Annotated in this window: 17 protein-coding genes and 4 tRNA genes; 9 read left to right on the forward strand and 12 right to left on the reverse strand. The window is 71.7% G+C overall.

Annotated elements, in window-relative coordinates; genetic code table 11:
• Positions 1 to 31: 31 nt before the first annotated feature.
• From GA0074704_RS18380 to GA0074704_RS18395, 4 genes are all read right to left on the reverse strand, one after another.
• Positions 32 to 4078, reverse strand: coding sequence for a ThuA domain-containing protein (locus GA0074704_RS18380; protein ID WP_088971646.1), 4047 nt, complete (start codon positions 4076 to 4078; stop codon positions 32 to 34).
• 204 nt (positions 4079 to 4282) lie between these two features.
• Entirely contained in the window at positions 4283 to 5470 is a 1188-nt protein-coding gene (locus tag GA0074704_RS18385) for a multicopper oxidase domain-containing protein (protein WP_197697547.1), read from the reverse strand.
• Entirely contained in the window at positions 5467 to 6438 is a 972-nt protein-coding gene (locus GA0074704_RS18390) for a sugar phosphate isomerase/epimerase family protein (protein WP_088971647.1), read from the reverse strand. Before GA0074704_RS18390 ends, GA0074704_RS18385 begins: the two co-directional genes overlap by 4 nt.
• A gap of 21 nt (positions 6439 to 6459) precedes the next feature.
• The gene (locus GA0074704_RS18395) at positions 6460 to 9312 is read right to left on the reverse strand and encodes an OmpL47-type beta-barrel domain-containing protein (RefSeq protein WP_088971648.1); all 2853 of its coding nucleotides are present in this window, start codon (positions 9310 to 9312) and stop codon (positions 6460 to 6462) included.
• A 512-nt stretch (positions 9313 to 9824) separates the two neighbouring features.
• On the opposite strand from GA0074704_RS18395, the gene GA0074704_RS18400 reads away from it, so the two are divergent.
• On the forward strand, positions 9825 to 10385 hold the full coding sequence (locus GA0074704_RS18400) for a GNAT family N-acetyltransferase (RefSeq protein ID WP_088971649.1): 561 nt from the start codon (positions 9825 to 9827) through the stop codon (positions 10383 to 10385).
• A gap of 6 nt (positions 10386 to 10391) precedes the next feature.
• On the opposite strand, the gene GA0074704_RS18405 is transcribed toward GA0074704_RS18400, so the two are convergent.
• The 3 genes from GA0074704_RS18405 to GA0074704_RS18415 all read right to left on the reverse strand — a co-directional run bounded on the left by GA0074704_RS18405 (position 10392) and on the right by GA0074704_RS18415 (position 13506).
• On the reverse strand, positions 10392 to 10979 hold the full coding sequence (locus tag GA0074704_RS18405) for a TlpA family protein disulfide reductase (RefSeq protein ID WP_088971650.1): 588 nt from the start codon (positions 10977 to 10979) through the stop codon (positions 10392 to 10394).
• Positions 10976 to 11410, reverse strand: coding sequence for a hypothetical protein (locus GA0074704_RS18410; protein ID WP_088971651.1), 435 nt, complete (start codon positions 11408 to 11410; stop codon positions 10976 to 10978). Before GA0074704_RS18410 ends, GA0074704_RS18405 begins: the two co-directional genes overlap by 4 nt.
• 71 nt (positions 11411 to 11481) lie before the next feature.
• Positions 11482 to 13506, reverse strand: coding sequence for a M6 family metalloprotease domain-containing protein (locus tag GA0074704_RS18415; protein WP_231926538.1), 2025 nt, complete (start codon positions 13504 to 13506; stop codon positions 11482 to 11484).
• A 299-nt stretch (positions 13507 to 13805) separates the two neighbouring features.
• Here GA0074704_RS18415 and GA0074704_RS18420 point away from each other — a divergent pair, with 299 nt between their 5' ends.
• Positions 13806 to 15038 carry a PucR family transcriptional regulator gene (locus GA0074704_RS18420; protein WP_157743714.1) on the forward strand — a complete coding sequence of 411 codons (1233 nt, stop codon included), beginning with the start codon at positions 13806 to 13808 and terminating at the stop codon, positions 15036 to 15038.
• A gap of 39 nt (positions 15039 to 15077) precedes the next feature.
• On the opposite strand, the gene GA0074704_RS18425 is transcribed toward GA0074704_RS18420, so the two are convergent.
• Positions 15078 to 16976, reverse strand: a complete 1899-nt coding sequence (locus GA0074704_RS18425; protein WP_088971654.1) for a Xaa-Pro dipeptidyl-peptidase — start codon at positions 16974 to 16976, stop codon at positions 15078 to 15080.
• A gap of 524 nt (positions 16977 to 17500) precedes the next feature.
• Positions 17501 to 18427 carry an ion transporter gene (locus tag GA0074704_RS18430; protein WP_231926540.1) on the reverse strand — a complete coding sequence of 309 codons (927 nt, stop codon included), beginning with the start codon at positions 18425 to 18427 and terminating at the stop codon, positions 17501 to 17503.
• 545 nt (positions 18428 to 18972) lie between these two features.
• On the opposite strand from GA0074704_RS18430, the gene GA0074704_RS18435 reads away from it, so the two are divergent.
• The 5 genes from GA0074704_RS18435 to GA0074704_RS18455 all read left to right on the forward strand — a co-directional run bounded on the left by GA0074704_RS18435 (position 18973) and on the right by GA0074704_RS18455 (position 20168).
• Positions 18973 to 19048 (forward strand) — tRNA-Leu (locus GA0074704_RS18435).
• 23 nt (positions 19049 to 19071) lie between these two features.
• Positions 19072 to 19146, forward strand: a tRNA-Met gene (locus GA0074704_RS18440).
• A 1-nt stretch (position 19147) separates the two neighbouring features.
• Positions 19148 to 19233: transfer RNA gene (locus GA0074704_RS18445), tRNA-Leu, on the forward strand.
• 30 nt (positions 19234 to 19263) lie between these two features.
• Positions 19264 to 19336 (forward strand) — tRNA-Arg (locus GA0074704_RS18450).
• Between the two features lie 76 nt (positions 19337 to 19412).
• Positions 19413 to 20168, forward strand: coding sequence for a class I SAM-dependent DNA methyltransferase (locus GA0074704_RS18455; RefSeq protein WP_088971656.1), 756 nt, complete (start codon positions 19413 to 19415; stop codon positions 20166 to 20168).
• Between the two features lie 41 nt (positions 20169 to 20209).
• Here the strand turns inward: GA0074704_RS18455 and GA0074704_RS18460 are convergent, their stop codons facing one another.
• Positions 20210 to 20782 carry a TetR/AcrR family transcriptional regulator gene (locus tag GA0074704_RS18460; protein ID WP_088971657.1) on the reverse strand — a complete coding sequence of 191 codons (573 nt, stop codon included), beginning with the start codon at positions 20780 to 20782 and terminating at the stop codon, positions 20210 to 20212.
• A gap of 18 nt (positions 20783 to 20800) precedes the next feature.
• On the opposite strand from GA0074704_RS18460, the gene GA0074704_RS18465 reads away from it, so the two are divergent.
• Positions 20801 to 21280, forward strand: coding sequence for a nuclear transport factor 2 family protein (locus GA0074704_RS18465; RefSeq protein WP_269458903.1), 480 nt, complete (start codon positions 20801 to 20803; stop codon positions 21278 to 21280).
• A gap of 34 nt (positions 21281 to 21314) precedes the next feature.
• On the opposite strand, the gene GA0074704_RS18470 is transcribed toward GA0074704_RS18465, so the two are convergent.
• Complete coding sequence (locus tag GA0074704_RS18470; RefSeq protein ID WP_088971659.1) at positions 21315 to 21893, reverse strand: TetR/AcrR family transcriptional regulator; 579 nt, start codon at positions 21891 to 21893, stop codon at positions 21315 to 21317.
• 91 nt (positions 21894 to 21984) lie between these two features.
• Here GA0074704_RS18470 and GA0074704_RS18475 point away from each other — a divergent pair, with 91 nt between their 5' ends.
• Entirely contained in the window at positions 21985 to 22431 is a 447-nt protein-coding gene (locus GA0074704_RS18475; protein WP_088971660.1) for a DUF1772 domain-containing protein, read from the forward strand.
• Positions 22432 to 22540: 109 nt separating this feature from the next.
• Here GA0074704_RS18475 and GA0074704_RS18480 read toward each other — a convergent pair whose 3' ends face one another.
• Entirely contained in the window at positions 22541 to 24157 is a 1617-nt protein-coding gene (locus GA0074704_RS18480; RefSeq protein WP_231926542.1) for an alkaline phosphatase D family protein, read from the reverse strand.
• Positions 24158 to 24282 lie beyond the last annotated feature (125 nt).

Consider the following 24282-nt stretch of genomic DNA (forward strand, 5'->3'; position numbering starts at 1 on the left):
GCAGGCGCTACCAGGGCCCCCTCCTCACTTGTCAGAGCTGCCGCACCCGCACGTCCCGGAACTCGATCAGGTCGTTGGTGCCGTGGTTCTGCAACCCGATGAACCCGCGCAGGAACTGGCGCAGGTCCGTCGACGGGTCACCGGCCCGCGACGACGCCTTGCCCGGGGTGTTGTCGAACTCGTTGATCACCACACCGTTGCGGGTGATCGTGTAGTGCTGCCCGACGACCCGGACCTCGTAGTCGTTCCACGTCCCCTTCGGCGTCGGCCGGGCCTGCTCCAGGCCGACCGGGTCGAAGTTGTAGATGGAACCGGTCTTCTGCGGCTCACCGGTCGGCCCGTCGTAGATCTGGTTCTCGTGGCCGCAGTAGATCGCCACCCAGGCCTGCGAGCTGCGGGCCGAGCCCACCTTGCCGCACTCCGGGCGCTCCTCGACCGGGGTACGCGGGTCGGGGAACCGGGTGAACACGCCGCTGTTGGCGTACGTGCCCTCGGGTGAGACGTCCCGGAACTTCATCCGCACCGAGAAGTCGCCGTAGTCCTTACCGGCGTACCAGAGCATGCCCAGCCCGCCGGAGCTGCGGATCGACCCGTCCGTGCGCAGGGTGAACATGCCGCTCGGAGCCTGCCGCCAGTCCGCCAGGGACCCGGCGGTGCCGTCGAAGATGGTCTCGTACCCGGGGATCTTGCCGATCTGCGACTGCGCCGCCGCCTTGTTCAGCGCCGCGGCCGTCTTGTTGTCGATCGCCCCGGACCGGCGGGCCTCGTTGACCACGGCGGTGACCTGGCTGACGAACCCGCCGTGGTCGGCCCAGTTCCGCTCGTCGTCGATCAGGTCGTTGAGGGTGCAGCCGCCGCCGACCTCGACGTTGGCTACGCCGGTGTCGGTGTCCAGCAGGTGGACGGTCTTGGCGGTGGCCGGCGCGGCGCAGCCGGCGAGCACGGAGATGGTCTCGGTGGCCACCTCGCCGTCGGCGTAGGTCACCTTCACGGTGACCTGGTAGGTGCCGTAGTCGGCGTAGGTGTGCACCGGGTTGGCCTCGTGCGACACCGCGCTGCCGTCACCGAAGTTCCACTCCCAGGCGACGCCGCCGATCTTGGCGCTGGAGAACTGGATGGTCCTCGGCTGGCTCTGCGCCACGGCCCGCACCCCGACGTCCTTCGGGTTCGGGGTGGCCGGTCCGCCGGTGTAGGCGACCCGGATCAGCTTCTGGTTGGGGTGCAGGCTGAAGAAGCCGCCCGCGTAGTCGAGCAGGTAGAGCGCACCGTCCGGGCCGAACTTGGCGTCCATCCAGGACTGGAGCTGGTTGGCGCCGCTGCCGGAGCGGATGATCTGGCGCAGGTCCTCGGCGAAGGCCGGGGCGCCCTGGGTCGGCACGTTCTTGGGGTCGACGGTCACCGCCACCCGGTTGTTGGCGTTGGACTGGTCACCGATGAACCACTTGTTGTCCCAGTACTGCGGCCAGGCCACGCCGCTTCCGGTATCGACCTTCTCCCGCTGGTAGGTGGGTCCGTCCATGACCGCCTGACCGCCACCCTTGAGCCACGGCCGAGTGAAGGTCTCCTCGCCCACCTGGTAGCTGGGCAGGCCGCTGCCGTCGGCGCGCTCGGGGTAGACCGGTCCGCCGCCCTGCGGCGAGTACCAGATCATGTTGTCCCGGGCCGGCGGGATGTTCACCAGGCCGGTGTTGCGCGGCGAGGTGTTCTTCAGGTTGTCGCAGTCGTACCAGCCGGTCAGCTGGGTGGCGTCGGTGTTGCTGCGGTCCCGGTACGGCTGCCGGTTGCCCATGCAGTACGGCCAGCCCTGGTTGCCCGCCGAGGTGATGATGGTGGCGGTCTCGTACTTCGCCGGACCCAGCTCCGGGTCCGGGGCGCCGGCGTCCGGCCCCACCCAGGCGGCGGTGAGCCAGTGGTTCACCGGGTCCCAGGCGATCCGGGAGATGTTGCGCACGCCCATGACGTAGATCTCCGGACGGGTCTTGCCGCCACCTTCCTCCTTGCCGGTGAACAGGTTGCCCGCCGGGACGGTGTACGTGCCGTCGGCCTCCGGGTGGATCCGCAGGATCTTGCCGTTGAGGTCGTTGGTGTTGCCGGAGGTACGCCGGGCGTCCTGGAAGGAGGTGCCCTTGTGGTCCTGGGTCCAGTTGTTGCCGGAGTAGCCGCTCGACCCACCGGAGGAGTTGCTGTCACCGGAGCCGACGTAGAGGTTGCCGCTCTCGTCGAAGGTCATGCCGCCACCGGCGTGGCAGCAGCTGTGGATCTGGGTGTCCCAGGAGAGCAGATCCTTGCGGGTGCCCTGGTCGATGGTCCGCTTCGCGGCGTCGTAGGTGAACCGGGAGACGGTCCGCTTGCCGATCCGCTTGTCCCGGTCGATCGACTCGTGCGGCATCCAGTAGACGTAGACCCAGCCGTTCTGCGCGAACTTCGGGTCCAGCGTGATGCCGACCAGGCCCTCCTCGTTCTTGACCAGCTCGCTGCCGCTGCCCCGGTTGCCCATCACCGGCAGGGTGGTGAGCAGCTTGACCTGCTTGGTCTTCGGGTCCCACTGGTGGATGGTGCCGCAGCCCAAGCCCACCTTCGGGTCGTCCCAGCTGACGATCGGGCCGGTCGGGCAGGCCGCCTTGCCGATGTAGAAGACCGTGCCGTCGGGCGCGACGGTCAGGCCGTGCGGCTCGCCGATCTGGTCGAGCTGGCCGGGCTGGTTGGCCGCGGTCAGCCGGTCGATGCGGTAGTTCGAGGCGACGGTCGCCTGGCAGTCACCGCGCACCATGCCGGTGGTCCACTTGATCGCGCCGGCCAGGTGGCTGGTGAACTGCTCGTCGCCGGCCCAGCTGGCGTCGGTGCGGCCCATGCCGGTGTAGAAGGACCGGCCGCCGTCGTAGTCCTGGCACCAGGAGATTGGGTGGAAGGCACCGTTGCCGCTCAGGCCCGGGTTGTAGCTGCTCTCCTCGACCTGGGCGACGGTGTGCACCTTGCCGATCGGGTTGGAGTCCCAGTTGATCCACTGGTCGGAGCGGCTGATGGTCAGCGGCAGGCCGGCGTTGGCCGGGTGCTGCCGGTCGGTGAGGTCGACCGTCGCCTTCTGCACGACCGAGTCGGGCGCCGGGCCGGAGTCCGGGCCGATCAGCCACAGCTCGGCGAGCTGGATCAGCGGCTCCCCGCTGTTCGCGGTGACGTTGAGCCGGTAGTGCTGGTAGGCCGTGGTGTTGGTGAAGCTGTACTGCTTGGTCTGGAACCGCTGCGCGAAGGTCTCGTTGCTGCGGGTGTCCAGGTCGACCCAGGTGACGCCGTCGGCGGAGCCCTGCAGGGTCCAGTTCTTCGGGTCCCGGCCGGGGAAGTCGTTGGCCGAGGTCAGCGCGTACCGGGAGACCACGACGGGCTTGGCGAGCTTCGCGGCCAGCCAGCCGGTCGGGTTGAACGTCAGCCACTTCGTGCCGGTGGACCCGTCGACGGCCTTCGCGGCGGTCTCGTTCGGCGGGTTCTCCGCGCTGGCGGTCGCCGAGACGACCTTCTCGGCGTTCGGCAGGCCGGCGGCCGGGCGGGCCCCGATCAGGCCGGTGAACCAGGCGGAGTCCGGTTGGGCGCGGGCGGCGTCGTGCACGCCGACGAAACCGCCACCCCCCTTCACGTACGCCTGGAAGGCGGCCTCCTGGGCGTCGGTGAGGGCGACGCCGTTGGCGGAGAGGAACACCACGCCCCGGTAGCGGGCCAGGTTGCCGAAGGTGAACACGCCCGGGTCGGCGGAGACGTCGACGGTGAAGCCGTTCTCCGCGCCGAGGCCCTTGATCGCGGCGGCGGCCCGGGTGACCGGGTCGTCCTGCTTGTCGACCGGGCCGTGGAAGACCAGCACCTTCACCGCGGCGGCGGCGGGTGCGGCCGGCGCCTTCTCCTGGGTGGGGGTGGCCGCCTGGGCGGGCAGGGCGAGCACGCCGAGGGTCAGGGCGGCGCTGGAGGCCAGGGCGGCGACCCGGCTTCGGGTCGACGTGCCGCGGGTGGGCGGTGGTGTCGGGGATCCCGTCGGGTCGACGCCGAGGCGGGCGACCCATCGGGAGATCCGGGAATGGCGACTGTAGGCCATCTCGACTCCTCTGTTGCTGGTGTGAGGCGGGTGGTGCGGTTCGGTGCACCGACACCGGTCGCGGTCTGGGGCCCGGTTTTCGGGCGTACGCCGCCACCGGCGCCACCCGTCGAGGGCGGCCGGTGCGTGGGGTGGAGGGGATTGCCGAGGGGGTGGTTCCCGGGCGGGGCCGCCGCTCGTGGCGGCCCCGCCCGGGGGGTCCGGTCAGTTGTGCTGGTGTTCGGCGGTCGGCGCGACGGCGGCGCCGGTGGGTGCGGCGGCGCCGGTCATGGCCGCGTGGTCGTGGCCGCCGGGCGGCATCTTCCCGTTCTCGTCGAGCACGTGGAACATCGTCGACATGCCGGCGTCGGAGTGGAACTGCATGTGGCAGTGCAGCATCCAGTGGCCGGGACCGACCGAGTCGCCGGCGATGACCTGCACGCCGAACGAGTCGCCGGGGCCGAGGGTCTTGTTGTCGATGATCGGCACCTGGTCGGCGAACGGTTGACCGTTGCTCACCGTCCCGGTGCGGGTGTCCGCCCAGTTGTGCCCGTGCACGTGGAAGGTGTGCATGTCGTTGCCGGTGCCGACCACGATGAACTCGACCCGTTCCCCCTTCTTCGCCACGATGCAGCTGGGTCCGGGCTGCGGGTTGACCGGGTCGCAGGTGTCGGTGGCAGCGCCGCGGCGCAGGTTGATGCTCTGCCGGTCACCGAAGACGACGGTGTAGGTGCGGTCCGGCTTCGGGTCGCCCGGCCGGCGTACCACCACGCCGCCAAAGAGGCCGGCGCCGAGGCCCTGGGTGCCGTGTGGGCCACCCACCACGTGGTCGTGGTACCACCAGTAGCCGGCGGTGCCGGGGCTGCCGGTCTTCTTGTCGGCCGGCTTGGCGTACCAGGTGTAGGTGCGGGACTGGCCCGGCGGCACGAACGATCCGCTCTGCACGGTGCCGTCGGAGAGCTGGGTGTACTTCACCCCGTGCACGTGCAGCGAGACACCGAGCGGGTGGGCCGGGTCGGTGCGCAGCTTGGTCAGCGTCTCCACCGACACCTGGTTGTGCAGGGTGATCGCCAGGCACTCCCCCTCGGTCATCTCCATCGTCGGGCCCGGGTAGGACGCGGTCTGCGGGGTCAGGCCGTAGCCGAGCCGCACCTGGGTGCCGTCCGACGGCAGTTCCACGGCGTACAGCTGGATGCTGCGGTCGGGCTTGGCGCAGCCGTCCGGCTTCTCCGGGAAGAACGCGTCCATCGCGCCGCCCGCGACGGCGAAGCCGCCGGCCCCGACCAGGGTGAGCAGCACGGTGGCCGCGACCACCAGCATCCGCCGGGCTCCGGTCGCCGCCCGCGGGGCGGCCGGCTGCGTCGCGGGTCGCTGGTCGTCGGGTACGGTCTCCGGCAGCCGCCAGGCGCTCATCGCCCGCTCCGCAGGTCACGCATCCGCTGGTAGCTGCGCTCGGCGGCGCCTAGCGAGCCGGGCGGGTTGGGCTGGGCGTTCGGGGCGGAGTCCTGCTCCCAGAGGTACTCGAACCGGCCGCCGCCGTTGAGTTCGGTGAAGAAGTCGGTGAACGGGATCTGGCCGGCGCCGAACTCGACGTCCAGGTAGGAGTTGCCCTGCTGCGGGTCGGGCAGCGGGACACCGTCCTTGACGTGGAACAGCGGGTAGCGCTCCGGGTGGGCGTTGACGTAGTCCACCGGCCGGAAACCGGGGTACTTCCGCGCCCCGCCGTACGCCCAGAGGATGTCCATCTCCAGGAACACGTACCGGGGGTCGGTCAGCTCCAGGAACAGGTCGTAGAGGCGTACCTGCGGCGCGTCGGTGGCGAAGGCGAACTCGATGGTGTGGTTGTGCTGGTAGAGCTTGATGCCCCGGGCCGCGGCGGCCGCGCCCCAGGCGTTGAACTCCGCGGCGGCCCGGTGGTAACCGGCGATGGTCCGGTCGCCGGTGGGGGCCGAGGCGGTGCCCAGCGCCGGCATGCCGAGGGTCTGCGCGACGTCGAGCTCCCACTCCAGGTTGGTACGGAAGTCGTTCAGGCCGCGGTGACTGCCGGCCGCCTTGAGGCCGTTGTCGTCGAGCAGCCGCCGGATCTGCTCCGGGGTGATCGCTCCGACGCCGCCCTGGGTGTAGCCGGCGAACTCCACCTCCCGGTAGCCGATGCGGGACAGCTCCTCGAACACGGCCGCGAAGCCGAGCTGGGAGATCTTGTCCCGGACGCTGTAGAGCTGGATGCCCAGGTGGCCCTGCGGGATCAGTCGGGCGCCGGTCTCGCTCTCGGGGGCCGCCGTCGCGGGCAGGCCACCGGCGAGGGTGGCGGCGCCGACCGCGACGGTGGAGCCGGCCAGGGTACGCAGCAGCGCCCGGCGGTCGATCTTCTGCTTTGCCATGATGTGTCGTCTCCTTGCGGGTCAGCTGGCCGGGGTCAGCGGCGCGATGCGGACGTTGCGGAAGCTCACGAGGTCGCCCGCGCCGTGGTTCTGCAGGCCGACGTGGCCGGTGGCGCTCTGCCGTCCGGCGCCGCCCGGGTCGTCCGCGCGGGGCGGGCTGAACACGGCATCCGGCGTGTTGGCGTAGTCGTTGATCAGTTCACCGTTGCGGTAGATCTGGTAGTGCTGCCCGACGACGCGGATCTCGTAGTCGTTCCAGGTCCCCTTCGGGGTGACCCGGGCGCCGGCCAGGTCGACCCGGTCGAAGCCGTACACCGATCCGGTCTTGTAGGCGTCGCCGTCGGTGCGGTCGTGGATCTGCAGCTCGTGGCCGTACTTGACGGCCACCCACTCGGGGCGGGACTCCCGCGGGTCGTGGCGCGGGTCGGGGAAGCGGACGAAGACGCCGCTGTTGGCCCGCCCGTCACCCGGCGCGTCGTCGCGCCACTGCAGCTTCAGCGAGAAGTCGCCGTACGCGGTGGCGGGGAACCACAGCATGCCCATGCCGGGTACGGCGCGGCTGCTGACCGACCCGTCGGTGTTGCGGGTGAAGCCGCCCGCGCCGACGTGCTCCCACCTGGCGAACGAGGCCGCGGAGGTGTCCAGCAGCGGCTGGTAGCCGTTCTTCACGTCCGGCTTGCCGACGCCGGAGCGGGCCGCCGCGCTGGTCAACTTTCCGTGCTCGGCGTGCTCGAGCAGGCCGAGGTGGTGCAGGTGCTCGGCGACCTCGTTGATGTGGGTGACGAACGCGCCGTGGTTGGTCCAGGTCTTCGCGTCGCCGATCAGGTTGTTGATGGTGCAGTCGCCGTCGACCTTGCGGTTGGGTACGCCGCTGTCGACGGTGCCCAGCCACACGGTGGGCCGGGTGTCCGGCACGGCGCAGGCGTCGTGACCGCCGCTGGCGACCACGGTGAAGGTGACCGAACCGGCGGTGGAGACGTTGCCGGCCTTGTCGGTGGCCCGGTAGCTCAGCGTGTGCTGACCGGCCGCGTTCACCGTCACCGGCGCGCTGTACGTGGTCCAGGCGCCACCGTCGAGCGCGTACTCGATCTTCGCGACGCCGGAGCCGGAGTCGGCGGCGGTGAGGGTGACCGTGGCGCTGCCGACGTACCCGCCGTCGGCGTCGAGCTGGCCGGCGACGGTGGCCGCGGCGGTCGGCGGCGTGGTGTCCGGGGCCGGCGGGTCGACCACGGTGAAGGTGACCTGCTGGGCGGTGGAGGTGTTGCCGGCCTTGTCGGTGGCCCGGTAGCTCACCGTGTGCGGGCCGGTCTGGTTGACCGTGACGGGGGCGGTGTAGGTGGCGTAGGGCTGGCCGTCGAGGGAGTACTCGATCTTCGCGACACCGGAGCCGGCGTCGCTGGCGGTCACGGTGACCGTCGCCCCGCCCACGTACCTGCCGTCGGCGTCCTTGGTGCCGGTCACGGCCGCGGTGGCGGTCGGCGCGGTGGTGTCGGTCGGCGCGGGCGCCACCACGGTGAAGGCGACCTGCTGGGCGGCGGAGGTGTTGCCCGCCTTGTCGGTGGCCCGGTAACTCAGCGTGTGCTGACCGGCCGCGTTCACCGTCACCGGCGCGGTGTACGCCGTCCAGGCGCCGCCGTCGAGCGCGTACTCGATCTTCGCGACGCCGGAGCCGGCGTCGGTGGCGGTCACGGTGACCGTGGCGGAGCCGACGTACGCGCCGGTGGCGTCCTTCTGGCCGGTCACCGCGGCGGTGGCGGTCGGCGGCGTGCCGTCCGTCGGCGCCGGCTCGACCACCGTGAAGGTCACCTGCTGGGCGGCTGAGGTGTTGCCGGCCTTGTCGGTGGCCCGGTAGCTGACCGTGTGCTGACCGGCCGCGGTCACGCTCAGCGGCGCGGTGTAGGTGGCGTAGGCGCCGCCGTCGAGGGAGTACTCGACCTTCGCCACGCCCGACTCGGTGTCGGTGGCCGACAGGGTCACCGTCGCCGAGCCGACATACGCGCCCGCGGCGTCCTTCTGGCCGGTCACCGCGGCGGTCACCGTCGGCGCGGTGGTGTCCGTCGGCGCGGGTTCGACCACCGTGAACGACACCTGCGCGACGGTGGAGGTGTTGCCGGCCCTGTCGGTGGCCCGGTAGCTCACCGTGTGCTGGCCGGGGGCGTTGACGGTCACCGGCGCGGTGTAGACGCCCCAGGCGCCGCCGTCGACGGCGTACTCGACCTTGTCGACGCCGGAGCCGGCGTCGGTGGCGCTGAGGTTGACCGTCGCGCTGCCCACGTACGCCCCGGCCGCGTCCTTGGTGCCGGTCACCGCGGCCGTCACGGTCGGCGCGGTGGTGTCCGAGGTGCCGCCGGAGACGACCAGCAGGCCGGTCATCCCGCCGTGGCCCGGGATGGAGCAGAAGTAGCGGTAGGTGCCGGGTGTGAGCGTCACGTCCACCGTCCAACGGCCCCCGTTGGCGTCCGTCGGGTCGGCGAGGATGTTGACGTCGACGTCGCTGTTGTACCGCGGGTCGCCGGTCTCGAAGGTGAGGGTGTGCTGCATGCCGGTGGTGTTGCCGGTGGCCCGGCTGTTCTCGAAGACCAGCGTGGCGGGCCCGGCGACCGCGGTCGTCGGCGCGGACAGGTACGACGTGAAGTTGTCGCCGGCGGTCCAGGTGAGCACCTGGGCCTGGGCCTGGACCTGCGTCGACGGGGCGGCCACGGTCCGGTCCGGGTCGGCGGGACGGGCGGTGGCCGGCGCGCCGGTCAGCGCGGCGGTGACGAACAGCAGCAGCGCCGTGACGGTGGCGGCGACCGTGCGCCGCGACGGGCGCCGCGGCGCACGGCCGGGCGGACCGCCCACCGGTGGCGGGACGGGTGGTGAGAAGCCGTTCATGGAGGTCCCTTTCACGGTCCGATGAGGAGCATCGGCGCAGCAGACGGCGCCACGTCGGGTGTCGTGGATGGTCGGACTGGCGGTGGTCGCGCACCCCCTTCCGGGCGCGCGGTCCCGCGGCCGTGGTGAGGCGCCACGGTCGTCGGTGTTCGGCTGGTCTGATGACGCGCCGGCTGGAGGGCGCGTGGAGCGGGCGCGTCGCCGCGTCCGGAGCTGGGTCGATCGCCGGGACACCGAACGGCTGAGGCGGCCGTCGGTGCGCGGTGTCGGTCGGGGGCGCTCGTCGTCGGGTGTGCCGCCCGACGCGATCCGGACGCCGGGGCGGGTTGCGCCGCCCGGTGTCGCGGGTCGAAAGCTACCTACACTGCGACTTCATCTCGACGAAACATATCGACAGTTCCCGACCCTACTGACTTGCCGAGAAGCTGTCCAGACCTTTCGTCAACCACTCTCGTACTTTCCTCCGAGTAAACAAAAGTGGCTTCGAACCCCTCGTGACCTACCATCTCGGGATGGCTGGACCACCGTCACCGAGGACCGAGCGGCTCGTTCTCCGCCGCTGGCGGCCCGAGGACCGGGCGCCCTTCGCCGCCATGAACGCCGATCCGGCGGTGATGGAGCACTTCCCCGCCACGATGACCGCCGCCGAGAGCGACGCGCTCGTCGACCGGATCGAGGCCGGCTTCGACGAGCACGGGTTCGGCCTCTGGGCGCTCGAGATCGCCGACACGGGCCGGTTCATCGGCTTCACCGGCCTGTCGGTACCAGGCTTCCGCGCGCACTTCACCCCGGCCGTGGAGGTCGGCTGGCGGCTGTGCCGGTCGAGCTGGGGACACGGTTACGCCAGCGAGGCCGCCGCACGGGCGCTCCGCTTCGCCTTCGACGACGCGGGGCTGGCCGAGGTCGTCTCCTTCACCAGCACGACCAACCTCAGGTCGCAGGCGGTGATGCGGCGGATCGGGATGACCCACGATCCCGCCGACGACTTCGACCACCCCCGGCTGGCCGAGGGTCACCCGCTCCGACGCCACCTGCTGTTCCGGGTCCGCGCCGCGGGCCGGCGCGTCCCCTGAGGCCGCTCAGCCGGCCAGCACCAGCTCCCTGAGCCTGGCGTCGAGGGTGGACGCGTCCACCCCGCCGGTCCAGCCGCGCAGCAGCTTGCCGCCCCGGCCGACCAGCACCACCGCCGGTGGCTCCCGCACCGCGTACGACAGGGCGACCCGGCCGCCGTCGTCGAGCAGCACCGGATAGTCCACCCGGTGCGCCCGCAGGAACCGTTGCACGTCCGCCGGCTTGTCCTCGCCGGCCACCCCGACGAAGACCACCCGGTCGGCGTGGTCGCGGGCCAGCTGGCTCAGCGCGTCCTGCCGCTGCTCGCACGCGGCGCACCAGGACGAGAAGAACACCAGCACCACCGGCCGGTCCGCCCAGAGCCTCGCCAGCTCGACGGGGCTGCCGTCGGTGAGCCGGCCGGCGACCGCGGGCGCGGCGGGCACCCCCGCCGGCACGGGGCGCAGCGCCAGGCCGGTGGGCGCCGGGCCGGGCAGCGCCGCAACGCCGCCGGCCACCGGCTCGGGCCGCGTCGGTTCCTCCTCCGCCGCGAAACAGCCGGTGGCGGCCAGCGCCGCGGCCAGGGCCAGGGCGGTCAGGCGTACGCCGCCCCTCACGACGGCACCACCGCGACCAGCGCCGGCCCCTCGCTGTCGTTGGCGGTCAACGGGATCGGCGCCCGCCCGTCCACCGCCAGCCGGTACGCGTCCCGCCGCGCCAGCTGCACCGGCATCCGGAACTCGCAGTACGTCGGCACCTTCGCCACCTCCAGGTCCTCCTCGAACGCCGGCACCGAGCGCCCGCCGGTCAGCGCGCCCTCGGCGAGGGTGGCGCCACCGGCGTCCTCCACCCGGAACGGCGCCCGGTTGTGGAAGTGCGTGTACGGGCCGGTGCCCGCGCAGTCCACGCCGACCGGCCGGATGTTGATGTCGCGCACGAGCACCCGCACCGTCGTCGCCGACCGGGTCTCCTCGGCGTCGCCGCCGCACCCGGCCACTGCGCCGGCCAGCAGCGGGGCCAGGCAGAACGCCACCCACAGCCGTCTCATCCGTCGTCCTCCCGATCAGCCGGGGGCCGGGGCGGTGCGGGTGGCACCGCCCCGGCCGTGGTGGGTCGTGCTCAGCGCAGCGCGCGGGGCCGCTCCACCCGGCACTGGCTGGTGACCGTCCTGGTCGGGTCGCTCTCCGAGGTGGCGGTGAGGGTGACCAGGGTGGTGGCCGTCGCGTCGGCGGCGGCGCCGACCGACACGTCCACCGTTGTCGACGTCCCGAACTTGGCGGTGGCCAGCTCGTTGGGCAGCTCGACCTGCCAGCCCGTGCCGCCGACACTGGCCGACAGCCGGTACACGTCGGAGCGCAGGTGGTCGGTGACGTCCTCCGGGTGCTGGGCGTCGGCGGCCACGTACTCGCCGGTGTTGGTCAGGTCGAAGGTGCAGGTCGACCCGCCGGGGTTCGGCATGTCCCGGGTGGCCAGCTTGCCCTTGGACAGGGCCACGCCCCGCCGGCTGGGACCGGCGCCGTCGAGCGAGCGCACCGCCACCGTGTACGACAGCACCCCGTCGCCGTCGCGGCGCAGGTTGAGCACGTAGAAGTGCAGCCGGTTGGCCTCGTCGACGTACTCGTACTCGCTGCCGGAGTTCGCGCCGGCGTGGAACAGGGCGTCGGACAGCTGCCGGTAGTCACCCATGGTGATCTTCTGCGGGGTGCCGTCCGGCCGGTAGAAGTCCACCATGTCGATGTCCTGCGGGTTGGCGTCGACCACCCACTGGAACGGCGCACTGTCGGCGTTCTTGGTCTTGCTGATCAGCACGCCGCTGTCCGGGGTGAACGAGTCAGCGCCCATCCGGTCGACGACCTCGAGGGTGTAGTTGTTGAACCGGCCGCCGTCGCACAGCGGGTCGGCGCTGGTGCTGCACGCCGGGGACCGGTCGGCGTCCATCGCGATGTTCACGCCGGTGAGCCCCTCCCCCGCCTCGACGGCGCGGGCGGTGACGTCGGCGACGACCAGGCCGGTGGCGCCGAGCGTCTCGCGGGACAGCCGCAGCACGTTCTGCTCCCCCACCAGGCCGATCTTCATCTTGTCCCGCAGGGTGTGCAGGGAGCCCATCGAGCCGCCGTTGACCGGCGGGATCTGCCAGCGGCTGTGCGGTCCGCCCGGGCCGTTGAACGACCCGCGCGACATCATGCTCCAGATGCCGGTGTACGCCCGCCGCAGCGGCACCCCGTACGGGTTGTTGTAGTTGTCGCCGATGCGCAGCAGGTGGCTCAGTTCGTGGGCGTACACGCCCATACCGGAGCTCTCCGCCTGGGTGGAGGAGCCGCCGCCGGCGTTCGGCCAGATCGTCGCCGCCGCCTTCCACGACGTCCAGTCGACGTAGCGGGTCTTCGCCCAGTTCGGCAGGGTCGGGTCCGGCGGGCCCCAGGCGTCCGGCACGTCCTCCTTGTCCTGGAACATCATCTGCCCGAACTCCTGCCAGGTCGACGACTCGTCCTGGCCGGCGGAGAGGATGAACACCAGCTCGAAGGAGTCGGCGACCTCCTGGCCCACCGCGGCCCGCCAGGCGCCCAGCCCGTCGGTGCGGATGTTGCGGGCGCAGGCCTCGCCGGTCGGACAGGCCCCCGGATTGAAGCCGTTGTCGATGCCGTACTGGTAGGACTTCGACGGCATCCGGTACGGCCCGAACCCGGTCAGGTCCACCCCGTAGCGGCCGTTGGAGTCCTGCATCCAGTACTCGTGCAGGGTGTGCCCCCGGTTCAGGTCACCGGGCGAGTTGAGGAAGTCGGTGTAGAAGCCGGCGACGTTCTCCCGTGGCACGTTCGCCGCGTTGGCCTGCGGGTTGCCGAAGACCGACGATCCGGCCGGCTGGGTGATCTCGAACGGCTGGTCGGTGTAGTCCAGGGTGACCAGGGCGATCTTGAAGTTGCGGACCGAGCCCTCCACCGACGGGTCGGCCCAGTTCCGGTTGGGCACTGCCCGGTAGTCGTCCCAGGTCATGGTGTCCGGGTTCTGCCAGCGCTGCGGGTCGAGCACCTGGAACGGCGCGGTCCCGCCGGTCGTGTCGTCGGGGGCGGCCAGGGCCGGACCGGCTGCCGTGGACGCGACCAGTGCGGACGCGAGCACGGTGGCCAGCACCGATCTCCGCACCGCGGGTCTGGTGGGCAGAAGGTGCATCGAGTCACCTCTCATCATGGATCCAGGGGGCGGGGGGCCGAACGCGATCTCCCCGCCCCGACCCTAGGAGCGCCCCCGCCGCTGGTCACCGTGCAGATGTCGGCAGGTCCACCGGCCCGTTCCGACACGTGCAGGAGACATGACAAACCGGCCGGTCGGTTGCGCCCCGGCCAACCCCGTCGGAAGGTAGGCGGACGGTCCTGCCGAAACCGCGAGCCGGGCCCGATCTTCGGCGGTGTCGTGGGGACACCGGGATGACCGGGGGAAGCACAGTGCACACAGAGCTGCAACGCATCGTCGACACCATGGCCGCCCGGGTCGGCCGGCCCGCCCTGATCGAGGACCGGCGCCAGCGCGTCGTCGTCTACAGCGAACACACCGGCCTGATCGACGACGTCCGCCGCAGCTCCATCCTGCGCCGGCACACCACCCCCGAGGTCATCGCCTGGTTCCGGCAGGTGGGCATCTCCGACGCCCGCCGGCCGGTACGTACCCCCGCCTCGCCCGAACTGGACCTGCTCCCCCGGGTCTGCGTGCCGATCCGCCACCAGGACCTGCTGCTGGGCTTCGTCTGGTTCATCGACGCGGCCGGTGACATGAGCGACGAGGACATCGCCACCGTCACCGAGGCGGTGCCCGACCTGTCCCTGGCCCTGTACCGGGAGAACCTGCTCGGCGAACTGACCTCGCAGCGGGAGGCGGAGGCCGCGCGTACCCTGCTCTCCGACGCGCCCGAGACCCGCGCCGAGGCCGTCCGGTCGCTGCTCGCCGACGGGATCGTCGGCGCCGACGGCGAGGTCACCGCTCTGGTCGCGAAGCTGGTCGCTGACCGCGGCCAGCCGCTGGACGACCCGGCCCGGGTGGCGCTGGAGCACACCCTGGTCGCCACCCGCCGGTGGATCGGCCCGCGCGAGGCCCTGCACCTGGTCCGACACGACCACGGGGTGCTGCTGCTGTGCTGCGGGCGGGGGACCAACCGGGTCAGCACCGAGGCCGTCGCCGAGCACCTCGGGGCGAGCCTGCGCAGCGCCGGGGGCGGCCTGCCGTCGGTGGCCCGCGGCGTCGTCGGCGTCGGGCAGCCCCGCACCCGGCTCCACGACACCGTCGCCTCCTACCAGGAGGCGCTGCAGGCGGCCCGGGTGGGCGTCCAACTGCCCGCCCTCGGCCCGGTGGTGGCCTGGGCCGACCTGGGCATCTACCGGGTGCTCGCCCGAATGGACGCCCAGCAGCTGGGCGTCGCCGGAGTGCATCCCGGCCTGGAGCGGCTGCTGCGCGACGAGGCCAACCAGGTGCTGCTGGAGACCCTGGAGACCTATCTCGACCTGGCCGGCAACGCCCACGCCACCGCCCAGCGGCTACGCCTGCACCGCACCACCCTCTACTACCGGCTGCAGCGCGTCGAGCAGCTCGCCGAGACCGACCTCAAGGACGGCAACGAACGGCTCTGCCTGCACCTGGCCCTGAAGCTCGGCCGACTCACCGGGCACTACCGGCCCGCCCGCTGAGCGGCGGCGGGGGCGCCGGACGCCCCCGCCGCGCCCGCACTACAGGCCCGCCGCCACGGCGGCGGTACGCCCGCCGACCACCGGCAGCTCGATCCGGCTGCGGTCGAAGTGGACGGTGATGTTCGCCCGGGTCTGCTTGGCCCGGCTGCTGTAGCCGGAGTACGACCCGAGCAGCACCACCCCGACCTGGTGACCGGCGTCGAAGACGTAGTCCTCCGGCATCAGCCGGACGTCAACCTCGTTCTTCGCCCCCGGCACCAGCGGCGTCGACATGCTCGCCGAGTCGAGGTTGAGCCCGTCGACGACGCCCTTGGTCACCAGCTCCTGCGGATTGCTGGCGACGTTCTTCGCCACCTGCCTGTAGCAGGCCTCCTCGACCCGACCACCCCAGGTCGCCTCCGCGCCCCAGCAGTCCTCCGTGGTCAGCGTCCGGACCCCGTCCCCGGCGGTGCTGAACCGCTCCCGGGTGCCGTAGTCGACCAGCAGGCCGGCGAAGCTGGTGTCCTCGCCGTCGACCGTGGCGTTGATCCGCACGTACGGCGTGCCGGAGATGTGCAGCGGCGCGGCCAGCGGCTGCGACAGGAACACCAACCGGTTCGCGGTGTTCGCCAGCGGGTCCGACGGATGCCGGATCGCGGTGGTCTGGCTCATCACCGGGGTGTCCTGGAAGGTACGGGCCGCCTTGCCCGCGGACGGCTTCACCGACAGGCCACCGGCCGGCTGCAACCACACCTGCGTCGGATGGGCGTCGGGCAGCGGCCAGGTCGGCGCGGTCTCCCACACGTCCGGCGCCCGCTCGATGTCGGCCATCGGCTCGGCCATGATCCCGTTGTCGACGCCCTGCAACCAGAAGTCGAACCAGCGGTGCAGGGTCTCCACCCACTGCCCGCGCCGGAAGTCGAACGGGTCGACGTGCCCGGTGCCGGTCAGCCACAGCTTGCGCGGCACGTCCCGCTGCGCCAGCGCCGCCCACCACTTGCTGAAGTGGTCGGCCCGCACGTTGTCGTCGTTGATCCCGTGCACCACGAACACGCTGGCCCTGACCTGGTCGGCGTGCGGCAGGTAGTCCCGCTCGGCCCAGAAGTCGTTGTAGTCGCCGGTGACGTCGTCGCCGTCCTGGCCGAGCTTCGCCCGCACCGGCGCGCAGTACGCCCGCCGGTCCGGGTTGGTCACCGTGTTCGCCAGGCTGCCCGAGTAGTTGTTCGCCCGGGTGACCAGACCGTTGCTGCGGGAGTAGTCGTACCAGCTGGAGATCGCCGAGATCGGCACGATCGTGGCGAGCCCGTCCACCCCGCTGGCCGCCGCCGCGTTCGCCAGCGTCCCGTCGTACGACTTGCCGATCATGCCGGTACGGCCGTTGTGCCAGCCGGCGGAGACCTCCAGGCCGTCGGCGTCGAAGCCCTTGCGGCGGCCGTTGAGCCAGTCGATCGCCGTCGGCGCGCTGACGTTGTCCGCCCGGCCACCGGTCACCGGGCAGCCGGTGGAGTTGTTCGTGCCGATCATGTCCAGCAGCACCACCGCGTACCCGCGCGGCACGAAGTAGTTGTCGTAGAACAGCGGCCACCTGTCGAGCAGGCCGTCACCGTCGACGTCGGCCTTGCACTCGCCCTCGTTGCCCCGGCACACCGTCGAGTAGTACGGGCTGGCGTCCATCACCACCGGCACCCGCAACCCCTGGTCGCTGGCCGCCGGCCGGATGATGTCCATGGCCACCTTGTCCAACGCCCCGTCGCCGTCGGTGTCGACGTCGGAGGTCACGAAGACCCGCTGCCGGACGGCGTCGGCGTAACCGAACACCGGCTGGGTAACCCCGTCGGCCACGACGATCGACGGCTCGCTGCCGGCCGGCTGCGCCAGCGCGCCGGTCGCCGGCACCCCCGCGAGCAGCGTCACCGCCGCCACCACCGCGGCCCGCCACCGGATCCGATATCCACGCATGTGCGGCTCCTCCTCCCCGCACCGGCCCGTGGGCCTGCACGCCCCGGCGCTGACCGGGAAGAACGTGCGCCGCCGGCGCGGCAGTTGACAAGAACCTACGAACCGCGCCCGGGCAGGTCATCGGTCACCTGTACCAGATGCGAGCCGCCTGCTCCTACGCCTGTCGCAACCCGTCGGCGCATCGCCGTCCATCGTTGACAGACGCGCCGGACCACGGCCAGGGTGGGCCCACGCCTGTGGTCAGGACCGCACCGGACGCGCAGCGCAGGCATCCGCGGCCGCCGATCACGGTCGCGTCACCGTCCCGGGAACACCACGCCGACCGCACCGGCGTTCCGCGCTGCCGCTCCCGTCCACGACAGCTTGGGCAGTTTCCGTCGTCGGCCAGCGCTCAGGGCGGAGAGAAGGTCAATTCATGTGGACCCGGGCGCACTCGTCGCCCCTGCCCAGCAACGCCGTCCGGCCCGTCGGCTGAGCCACCCGGTGGGACGCGGCGTCAGCGTCGACGTCGCGTCCCACCGCGGTCAACCCCGGTCGACGGTCCGCCGGTGCCCGTCCTCCCGACCGACCCGTAGTTCCCGTTCCAACTCGCCGATCACCGCCCGCAGGTCGTCGAGGCGTTGGCTGATCGCGATCCGGTCCAGCTCGTCCGGCACGCCGTCGCCGTCGGCGTCGTAGTCCGGGGCCAGCCCTTCGGTCATCTCCAACCGGCGGGCCTCCTCCATCGAGTTGACGATGACCGCGATCAGGATGTTCAGCAACAGGTTCACGGTGATCAGCACGTAGCTGACGTAGTAGACCAGCGTCCAGCGGGACACCTCGAGGCCCTGCTCGATCAGGTCCGGCAGCGTCTCCAGCGACAGCAGCACGAACAGCGTCAGCAGGGAGCGGCCGATGTTGCCGTACTCCTCCGGATAGGTCTCGCCGAAGATCAACCAGCCGGCCATGCCGTACACGTAGAGGGTCACCGCGGCCAGGGCGAGGAAACCGCCGACGCCCGGCAGGCTGCGCAGCAGCGCCGTGACGATGGTGCGCAGGCCCGGGGAGAACCGCACCAGCCGCAGCACCCGGGCGACCCGCACCACCCGCAACAGGGCCGAGTCCCCGTGCAGGCCGGGCAGGAAGATCGCCACCGTCACCACCAGGTCGAAGACGTTCCAGCCGTGCCGGAAGAAGTCCTGCGGCCGACGGCCGTACGCCAGCACCCGGATGGCTATCTCCGCCACGAACATCGCCCGGAACGTCCACTCCAGCCAGCGCAGCACCGGCCCGGCCGCCCCCAGGTGCGGGTAGGTCTCCAGGCCCAGCACGGTGGCGTTCGCCCCGATCAGCACGATGATGACGATCTCGAAGGGCCGCGACCGCGCCAGCCGCGCACAGCGGGCGGCCACCCCGCGCGGGCGCGGCCCACCGGGCACACCCCGCTGCTCGGGTACGACCGAACCGCTCACCACGCGCGCGACCTCAGCCCGGCGGTCGCGACGCCGGACGCGGCGACCGGGCGGGCAGGGCGGGGCGGGGATCCGGCGGGCATGCGGCTCAGCCTAACCAGCGTTCACGCCCCGGCATGGGTCCGCGGAAGCCGCTCAGGACTTCCGCAATTGAAGCGCGAATATTCGTTGCCATTCCCGGATGGCCCGTCTACCGTGGATCGGGCAAGCAAGGATCGACCCGATCGAGGGAGTCATCGTGAAGCAGTTCTCCGGCGCCGACACGCTACGGCTGATGCCGTGCGGCCCGGGCATGCTGTCGCCGGTCAGGCGATCCCGTGACCTGCCCACGGGCCGACGACTCCGCAGCTCAGGGTGGTGGCGCAGCTAGCGCCGGCGTCAGCGACGCAGCCGCCCTCCCCACCGGGACCGGGCGGCTTTTCCGTGTCCGAAGACCCGTCGGGAAACGTCACTCCATGCGGAGACGAATCGCGTTCCGTGACTCGCCACGACCATTTTTCGCTTCGCTTCATCTGAATTCCAGAATGGCAGGTGACACCATTCCAGCCCTCGTGGCCCAATCCGGCAGAGGCGCCAGGCCGAGGTCCTGGTCACGTGCGCGTTCGAGTCGCGCCGAGGGCACTGCCGCGCTACGGCGCGGCCTCGCCGACGTAGCTCAGCGGTAGAGCATCCGGCTCATATCCGGAAGGCACCCGGATCGACACCGGGCGTCGGCACCACGCGCTCGTGGTGGAACAGGCATACACGCCGGCCTCAGGTGCCGGTGCCCCGCAAGGGGTGTGGGGGTTCGAAGCCCTCCGAGCGCACGACGGCCGGGACCGACCCGGCCGGGCAGGGCCCCCGTAGCTCAGTGGACAGAGCGTCCGGCTACGAACCGGGAAGTCGCGCGTTCGACTCGCGCCGGGGGCACGACAGGCGGCATCGGTGCCCACCTCCGTCGATATTCGCTGGCGGCGCGGCGGCGACGCGCGCAGGCTGCACGACCATGACGAGCAGTGATCTGTGGGACGAGGAGACCGCGGCGACGTACGACGACGCCTCGGCGCAGATGTTCGCACCCGGCGTGCTCGATCCGGCGGTGGACTTCCTCGCCCGGCTGGCCGACGGAGGCCCCGCGCTGGAGTTCGCGATCGGCACCGGGCGGGTGGCGGTGCCGCTCGCCGCCCGCGGCGTACCGGTGTCCGGGATCGAGCTCTCCCGGCCGATGGTCGACCAGCTGCGTTGCAAGGTGTCGGCACGGGAGGTGCCGGTGGCGGTGGGCGACATGGCGACCACGGTCGTCCCGGGCCGATTCTCGCTGGTCTACGTCGTGTGGAACAGCATCGGGAACCTGCGTACGCAGGACGAGCAGGTGGAGTGCTTCCGCAACGCCGCCCGGCACCTGTCGCCGGGCGGCCGGTTCGTGGTGGAGTTGTGGGTGCCGGGGATCCGTCGGTTCCCGCCGGGGCAGGCGGCGGTGCCGTTCGCGGTGAGCGACCGGCACGTCGGATTCGACACGTTCGACATGGTCACCCAGCAGGGGACGTCGCACCACTACCGCCGGCTGGACGACGGCAGCGCCCGGTACGCCTCCAGCAACTTCCGCTACATCTGGCCGGCCGAGTGCGACCTGATGGCGCGGTTGGCCGGGTTGACGCTGGAGCGGCGGTTGGCGGACTGGAGCGGAGCGCCGTTCACGTCGGACAGTGAGAGCCACGTGTCGGTCTGGCGCAAGCCGCTCGACGCCTCGGACGAGGACTGACGCCAGCGCGGCAGCTCCGTGGCCGTCTACGGCAGCTTCGCTCAGGGCGGCGCAGCTGTGGTCAGGATCTGAAAGCACGGGCGGAGCAGTTCGACGATCTGCTCGGGTGAGGCGTCCGCGAGGTGCGTGAGGCCCAGCAGATACCGTTCGGCCAGCACGCCGTGGACGATCGCGCTGAGCAGGCTGGCGCGCAGGTCGGCGTCGCGCGCGGGGATCGCTTCGGCGAGCTGACGGAGCCGGGGCTCCCCGGCGGCCCGGTAACGATCGGCGGCATCGGCGTTCGTGAGCATCGAGCGCAGCACCGCCAGGGAGGCCACCGGCTCGCCGGTCAGGCGCCGACCCAGGGACGTCAGCAGCGCCTCGGCCACCTCGTCCGGGGTGCCGCCGGGCAGCTCGTCGGGGGACGTCTCGACGGCCCGGGCGAAGAGCAGGTCCTTGCTGCCGAAGTAATGCATGACCAGCGCGGCGTCGACGCCGGCGGCGGATGCCACGGCCCGGATCGTGGTCCGGTCGTAGCCGAGGTCGGCGAAGATCTGCCGGGCTGCGGTGAGGATCCGCTCCTCGGTCCGGAGGCGCTGTTGCGCTCTGGTGGGGCGGGCGCTCGACTCGGTCACCAATTCATTCTACGGCTGTTGACCGGCGGCTCCCAGGGCTCTACGCTCGTTCAATCAACGGGCGTTGAACAAACGGGGGCGGCCATGACCGCGGCACGCGAAGTCGTCAAGCAGCTCCTGCGCGCGAGTCGAGAACAGGACACCGAGACGTTCGTCAACCTGTTCGCGCCGGACGGATACATCGAATGGCCGTACCGACCCGCCGGTGCCCCGGGCCGCGTGGCGGGCCACGACGAGCTCCGCGAGTTCCTCACCGCGCAGGCCAACGCCCTGGTCAGATTCGACGAGTACCGCAACACGGTGATCCATGAAACCACCGATCCGCAGGTGGTGATCGTGGAGTACGAGGCTCACGGCACGGCGCTCCGCACCGGCGCGCCACTGCACCAGACGATCATCGCCGTTCTGCGGATCAGGGACGGCCTGGTCGTTTCGTACCGCGACTACCTGGATCCATTGGTGGTGGCCGAAGCCCTGGCCGGTGCCGGCGACGCCTGACCCTCGCGCGGTGGGCGACCGGCACCCGATGGGGTCAGAGCGCGGTGAGCCGGTCCACCAGGAGCTCCACCCGCGCCTCGGTGTCCCCCGGCGGCAGCCGCCCCGCCCGCGTCAGGGTGGCCAGGCCGTGCAGGGCCGCCCAGAACAGCTCGGTGAACAGCGCCGGGTGGACCCTCTCCCCGGCGACATCGTCGAGACAGTCCAGCAGGGCGGCGAAGGCGTCCTTGAGGGGTTGCGGGGTGTCCTCGTGCGCGAAGGGCAGTCCGCCGTCGAGTGCGAACAGGGCGTCGTAGACGGCCGGGTTGCGGGCGGCGAAGTCGAGGTAGGTGCGGGCCAGCGCGGTGACCCGGGCGCGCGGCCCGTCCGCGGCGGAGGTCGCGGTCCGCAGGGCGACGGCCATCTCGGCGGCCCCCTGGAGGGCGACGGCGCCGATGATCTCCCGCTTGCCGCGGAAGTGGCTGTAGAGGACAGGCTGGCTGTATTCGATGCGTTCGGCGAGCCGGCGGGTGGTGACCGCGTCCCAACCCTGCTGTTCGGCGAGTTCGCGGGCCGTCGCGACGATCAGGCGTTCGCGGTCCGCCCGTTCGCGCCCCCGGCGTTCGTGTACCGACATGAGCGAACCCTAGCACTGCTAGACAAGCAAGCATGAGCAGGTCTAGCGTTGACTCGACAGCTAGCAGCGCTAGATACAAGGAGCGGTCGTCATGCTCAGCGCATTCCAGGTGCTCACCACCGTGGTCGTCGGCCTGATGGTGGGAGTGGAACTCTCCGTCGCCGTCGTCGTCAACCGGATCCTCGACGCGCTCCCCGGCGACGCCGGTCAGCTCGGCCGCGCCCACGGCGGCCGGATGCTCGGCGCCGCCATGCCGGTCTGGTACGTCGGCTCACTGGCCCTGGTCGCGGTCTGGGCCGTCGCCGGATGGGGACACCACGGCAACGCGCTCGTCGTCACCGCCGGCGGGTTGCTTGTCCTCAGCGTGGTCATGTCGGTGCTGCTGCTCGTCCCGATCAACAACCGGGGCAGGACGTGGACGCCCGACAACCGGCCCGCCGACTGGAAACAGCAGATGAAGCGCTGGGACCGCCTGCACCTCGTCCGCGTCGCGGTCATCATCGCCGCCTTCACCCTGCTGGTCGCCGCCCTGGCGTGACGTCCGGCGGGAGCACACTGGCCGCTCGCCCGTGCGTTCCGGATGGGGACGGGTGGCCCACCCCACCCGGAGCGCCCGCTGGCCGGGCGGGTGCACGACGCGCGCTCGTTCAGGCTGGTTGTACGCCCGGGCTACCCGCCTCGACGATCCACCGCCCGGTGGTCGAGGCGGGAGCGTCGGGCGAGTCGACGGCGGCGACGGAACGCTCCTCGGTCAACCAACGCGACCGGTCGACGTCCATCCGCAGCCATCCGTGCGTCCGGCCGTTGAAGTAGCGCACCCACGGGTTGAACGCACGGTTCGACGCCTCCACCACCGGGACCAGTTCGGCCGGGAAATCCGAGGTGATCGAGGTGGCGACGAACTCGCTGGCGACCACCGGTGAGGCCGCGTCGTCGAAGTCGAGCTTGAGGTCGCTGACCCAGGTCGAGTGAATGTCGCCGGCCAGCACGATCGGGTTCGCGGCTCCGGAGGCCCGTACCGCCGCGAGCAGCCGCGCGCGCTGCGGCGAGTAGCCGTCCCACTGGTCGAGGTTGACCGTCGACGCCGGCGGTGGCGTGACGAAGCGGGTCGCGGCCATCATCACCTGCTGGCCGAGCACGTTCCACAGCGCCGGCGACGAGCGCAGCCCGTCGACCAGCCACGCCTCCTGAGCGGGACCGGTCAGGGTCCCGTTGGTGTTGGTGGAGCCGAGCGCCTGCGGGCCGAAGTCGGTGGGGATGCCCCCGGGCTGGTCGGTGCGGTACTGGCGGGTGTCGAGCATGTTCAGCCGCAGCAGGGTGCCGAAGTCGAACCGCCGGTAGATGCGCAGGTCCGGCGAGCCGGGCAGGTACGCGGCCCGGACCGGGGTGTGCTCGTACCAGGCCTGGTAGGCGTGCGCCCGCTGGACCGCGAACTCCTGCCGGGCCTGGTGCCGCTGGGGGTAGGGCAGGTCGTCCTGCTCGTCGTCGAGGCCGGCGTAGTTGTTCTCGGTCTCGTGGTCGTCCCAGACCGCGACGAAGGGGAAGGCGCGGTGGGCGGCCTGCAGTTGGGGGTCGGTGCGGTAGAGCGCGTGCCGGTTCCGGAAGTCGGCCAGCGTCGACAACTGGTCGGCGTCGAGAGGTGTCCCCGAGGAGGGGTTGTGCTGCCGGACGGCGCCCGGCTTCGGGTCGTACTCGTAGATGTAGTCGCCAAGGTGCAGCACGAGGTCCAGGTCGCATTCGGCCATGTCCCGGTAGGCCGGGTAGTACCCGTTCTGCCAGTCCTGACAGTTGGCGATGCCGAACCGCAGCCGGGAGGCCACCGCGCCGCGCTCCGGCGCCGTGCGGGTCCGGCCGATCTCGCTGAGGTGGCGGCCGGCCCGGAAGCGGTACCAGTAGTCCCGGCCCGGCTGCAGGCCCCGCACGTCGACGTGGACGGAGTGCGCCCAGCCCGGCCGCGCGGTCACCGCGCCGGCGCGTACCACCCGGCGAAACGACGGGTCGGCCGCGATCTGCCACGTCACCTGCACCGGCCGGCTGCCCATCGAGGCGGCGTCGAGCGGGTCGCGAACCAACCGGGTCCAGAGCACCACGCCGTCCGGCAGCGGATCACCGCTGGCCACCCCGAGGCGGAACGGATTCCAGGACAACCCCTGCGCGTACGCCGGTGTCACGCTTCCCGTGACGGCCGCGGTCCCGGTCAGGGCGGCAGCCCCGACGAGAAGGTTACGCCGCCCGATGCCCCGCTGCTCGATCTGCTCGCCCACTGGCCAGTCCTCCCTGTCGACGCCGTCGAACCGATTCGACTCGGCACATCAGAGGCCCGGGTGACCCGAAGGCCAACACGACGTGACGCTCCGGCGGCGAATGGAACCCGTAGCATACGGCGAGA

The organism is Micromonospora siamensis, assembly GCF_900090305.1.
GTDB lineage: Bacteria > Actinomycetota > Actinomycetes > Mycobacteriales > Micromonosporaceae > Micromonospora > Micromonospora siamensis.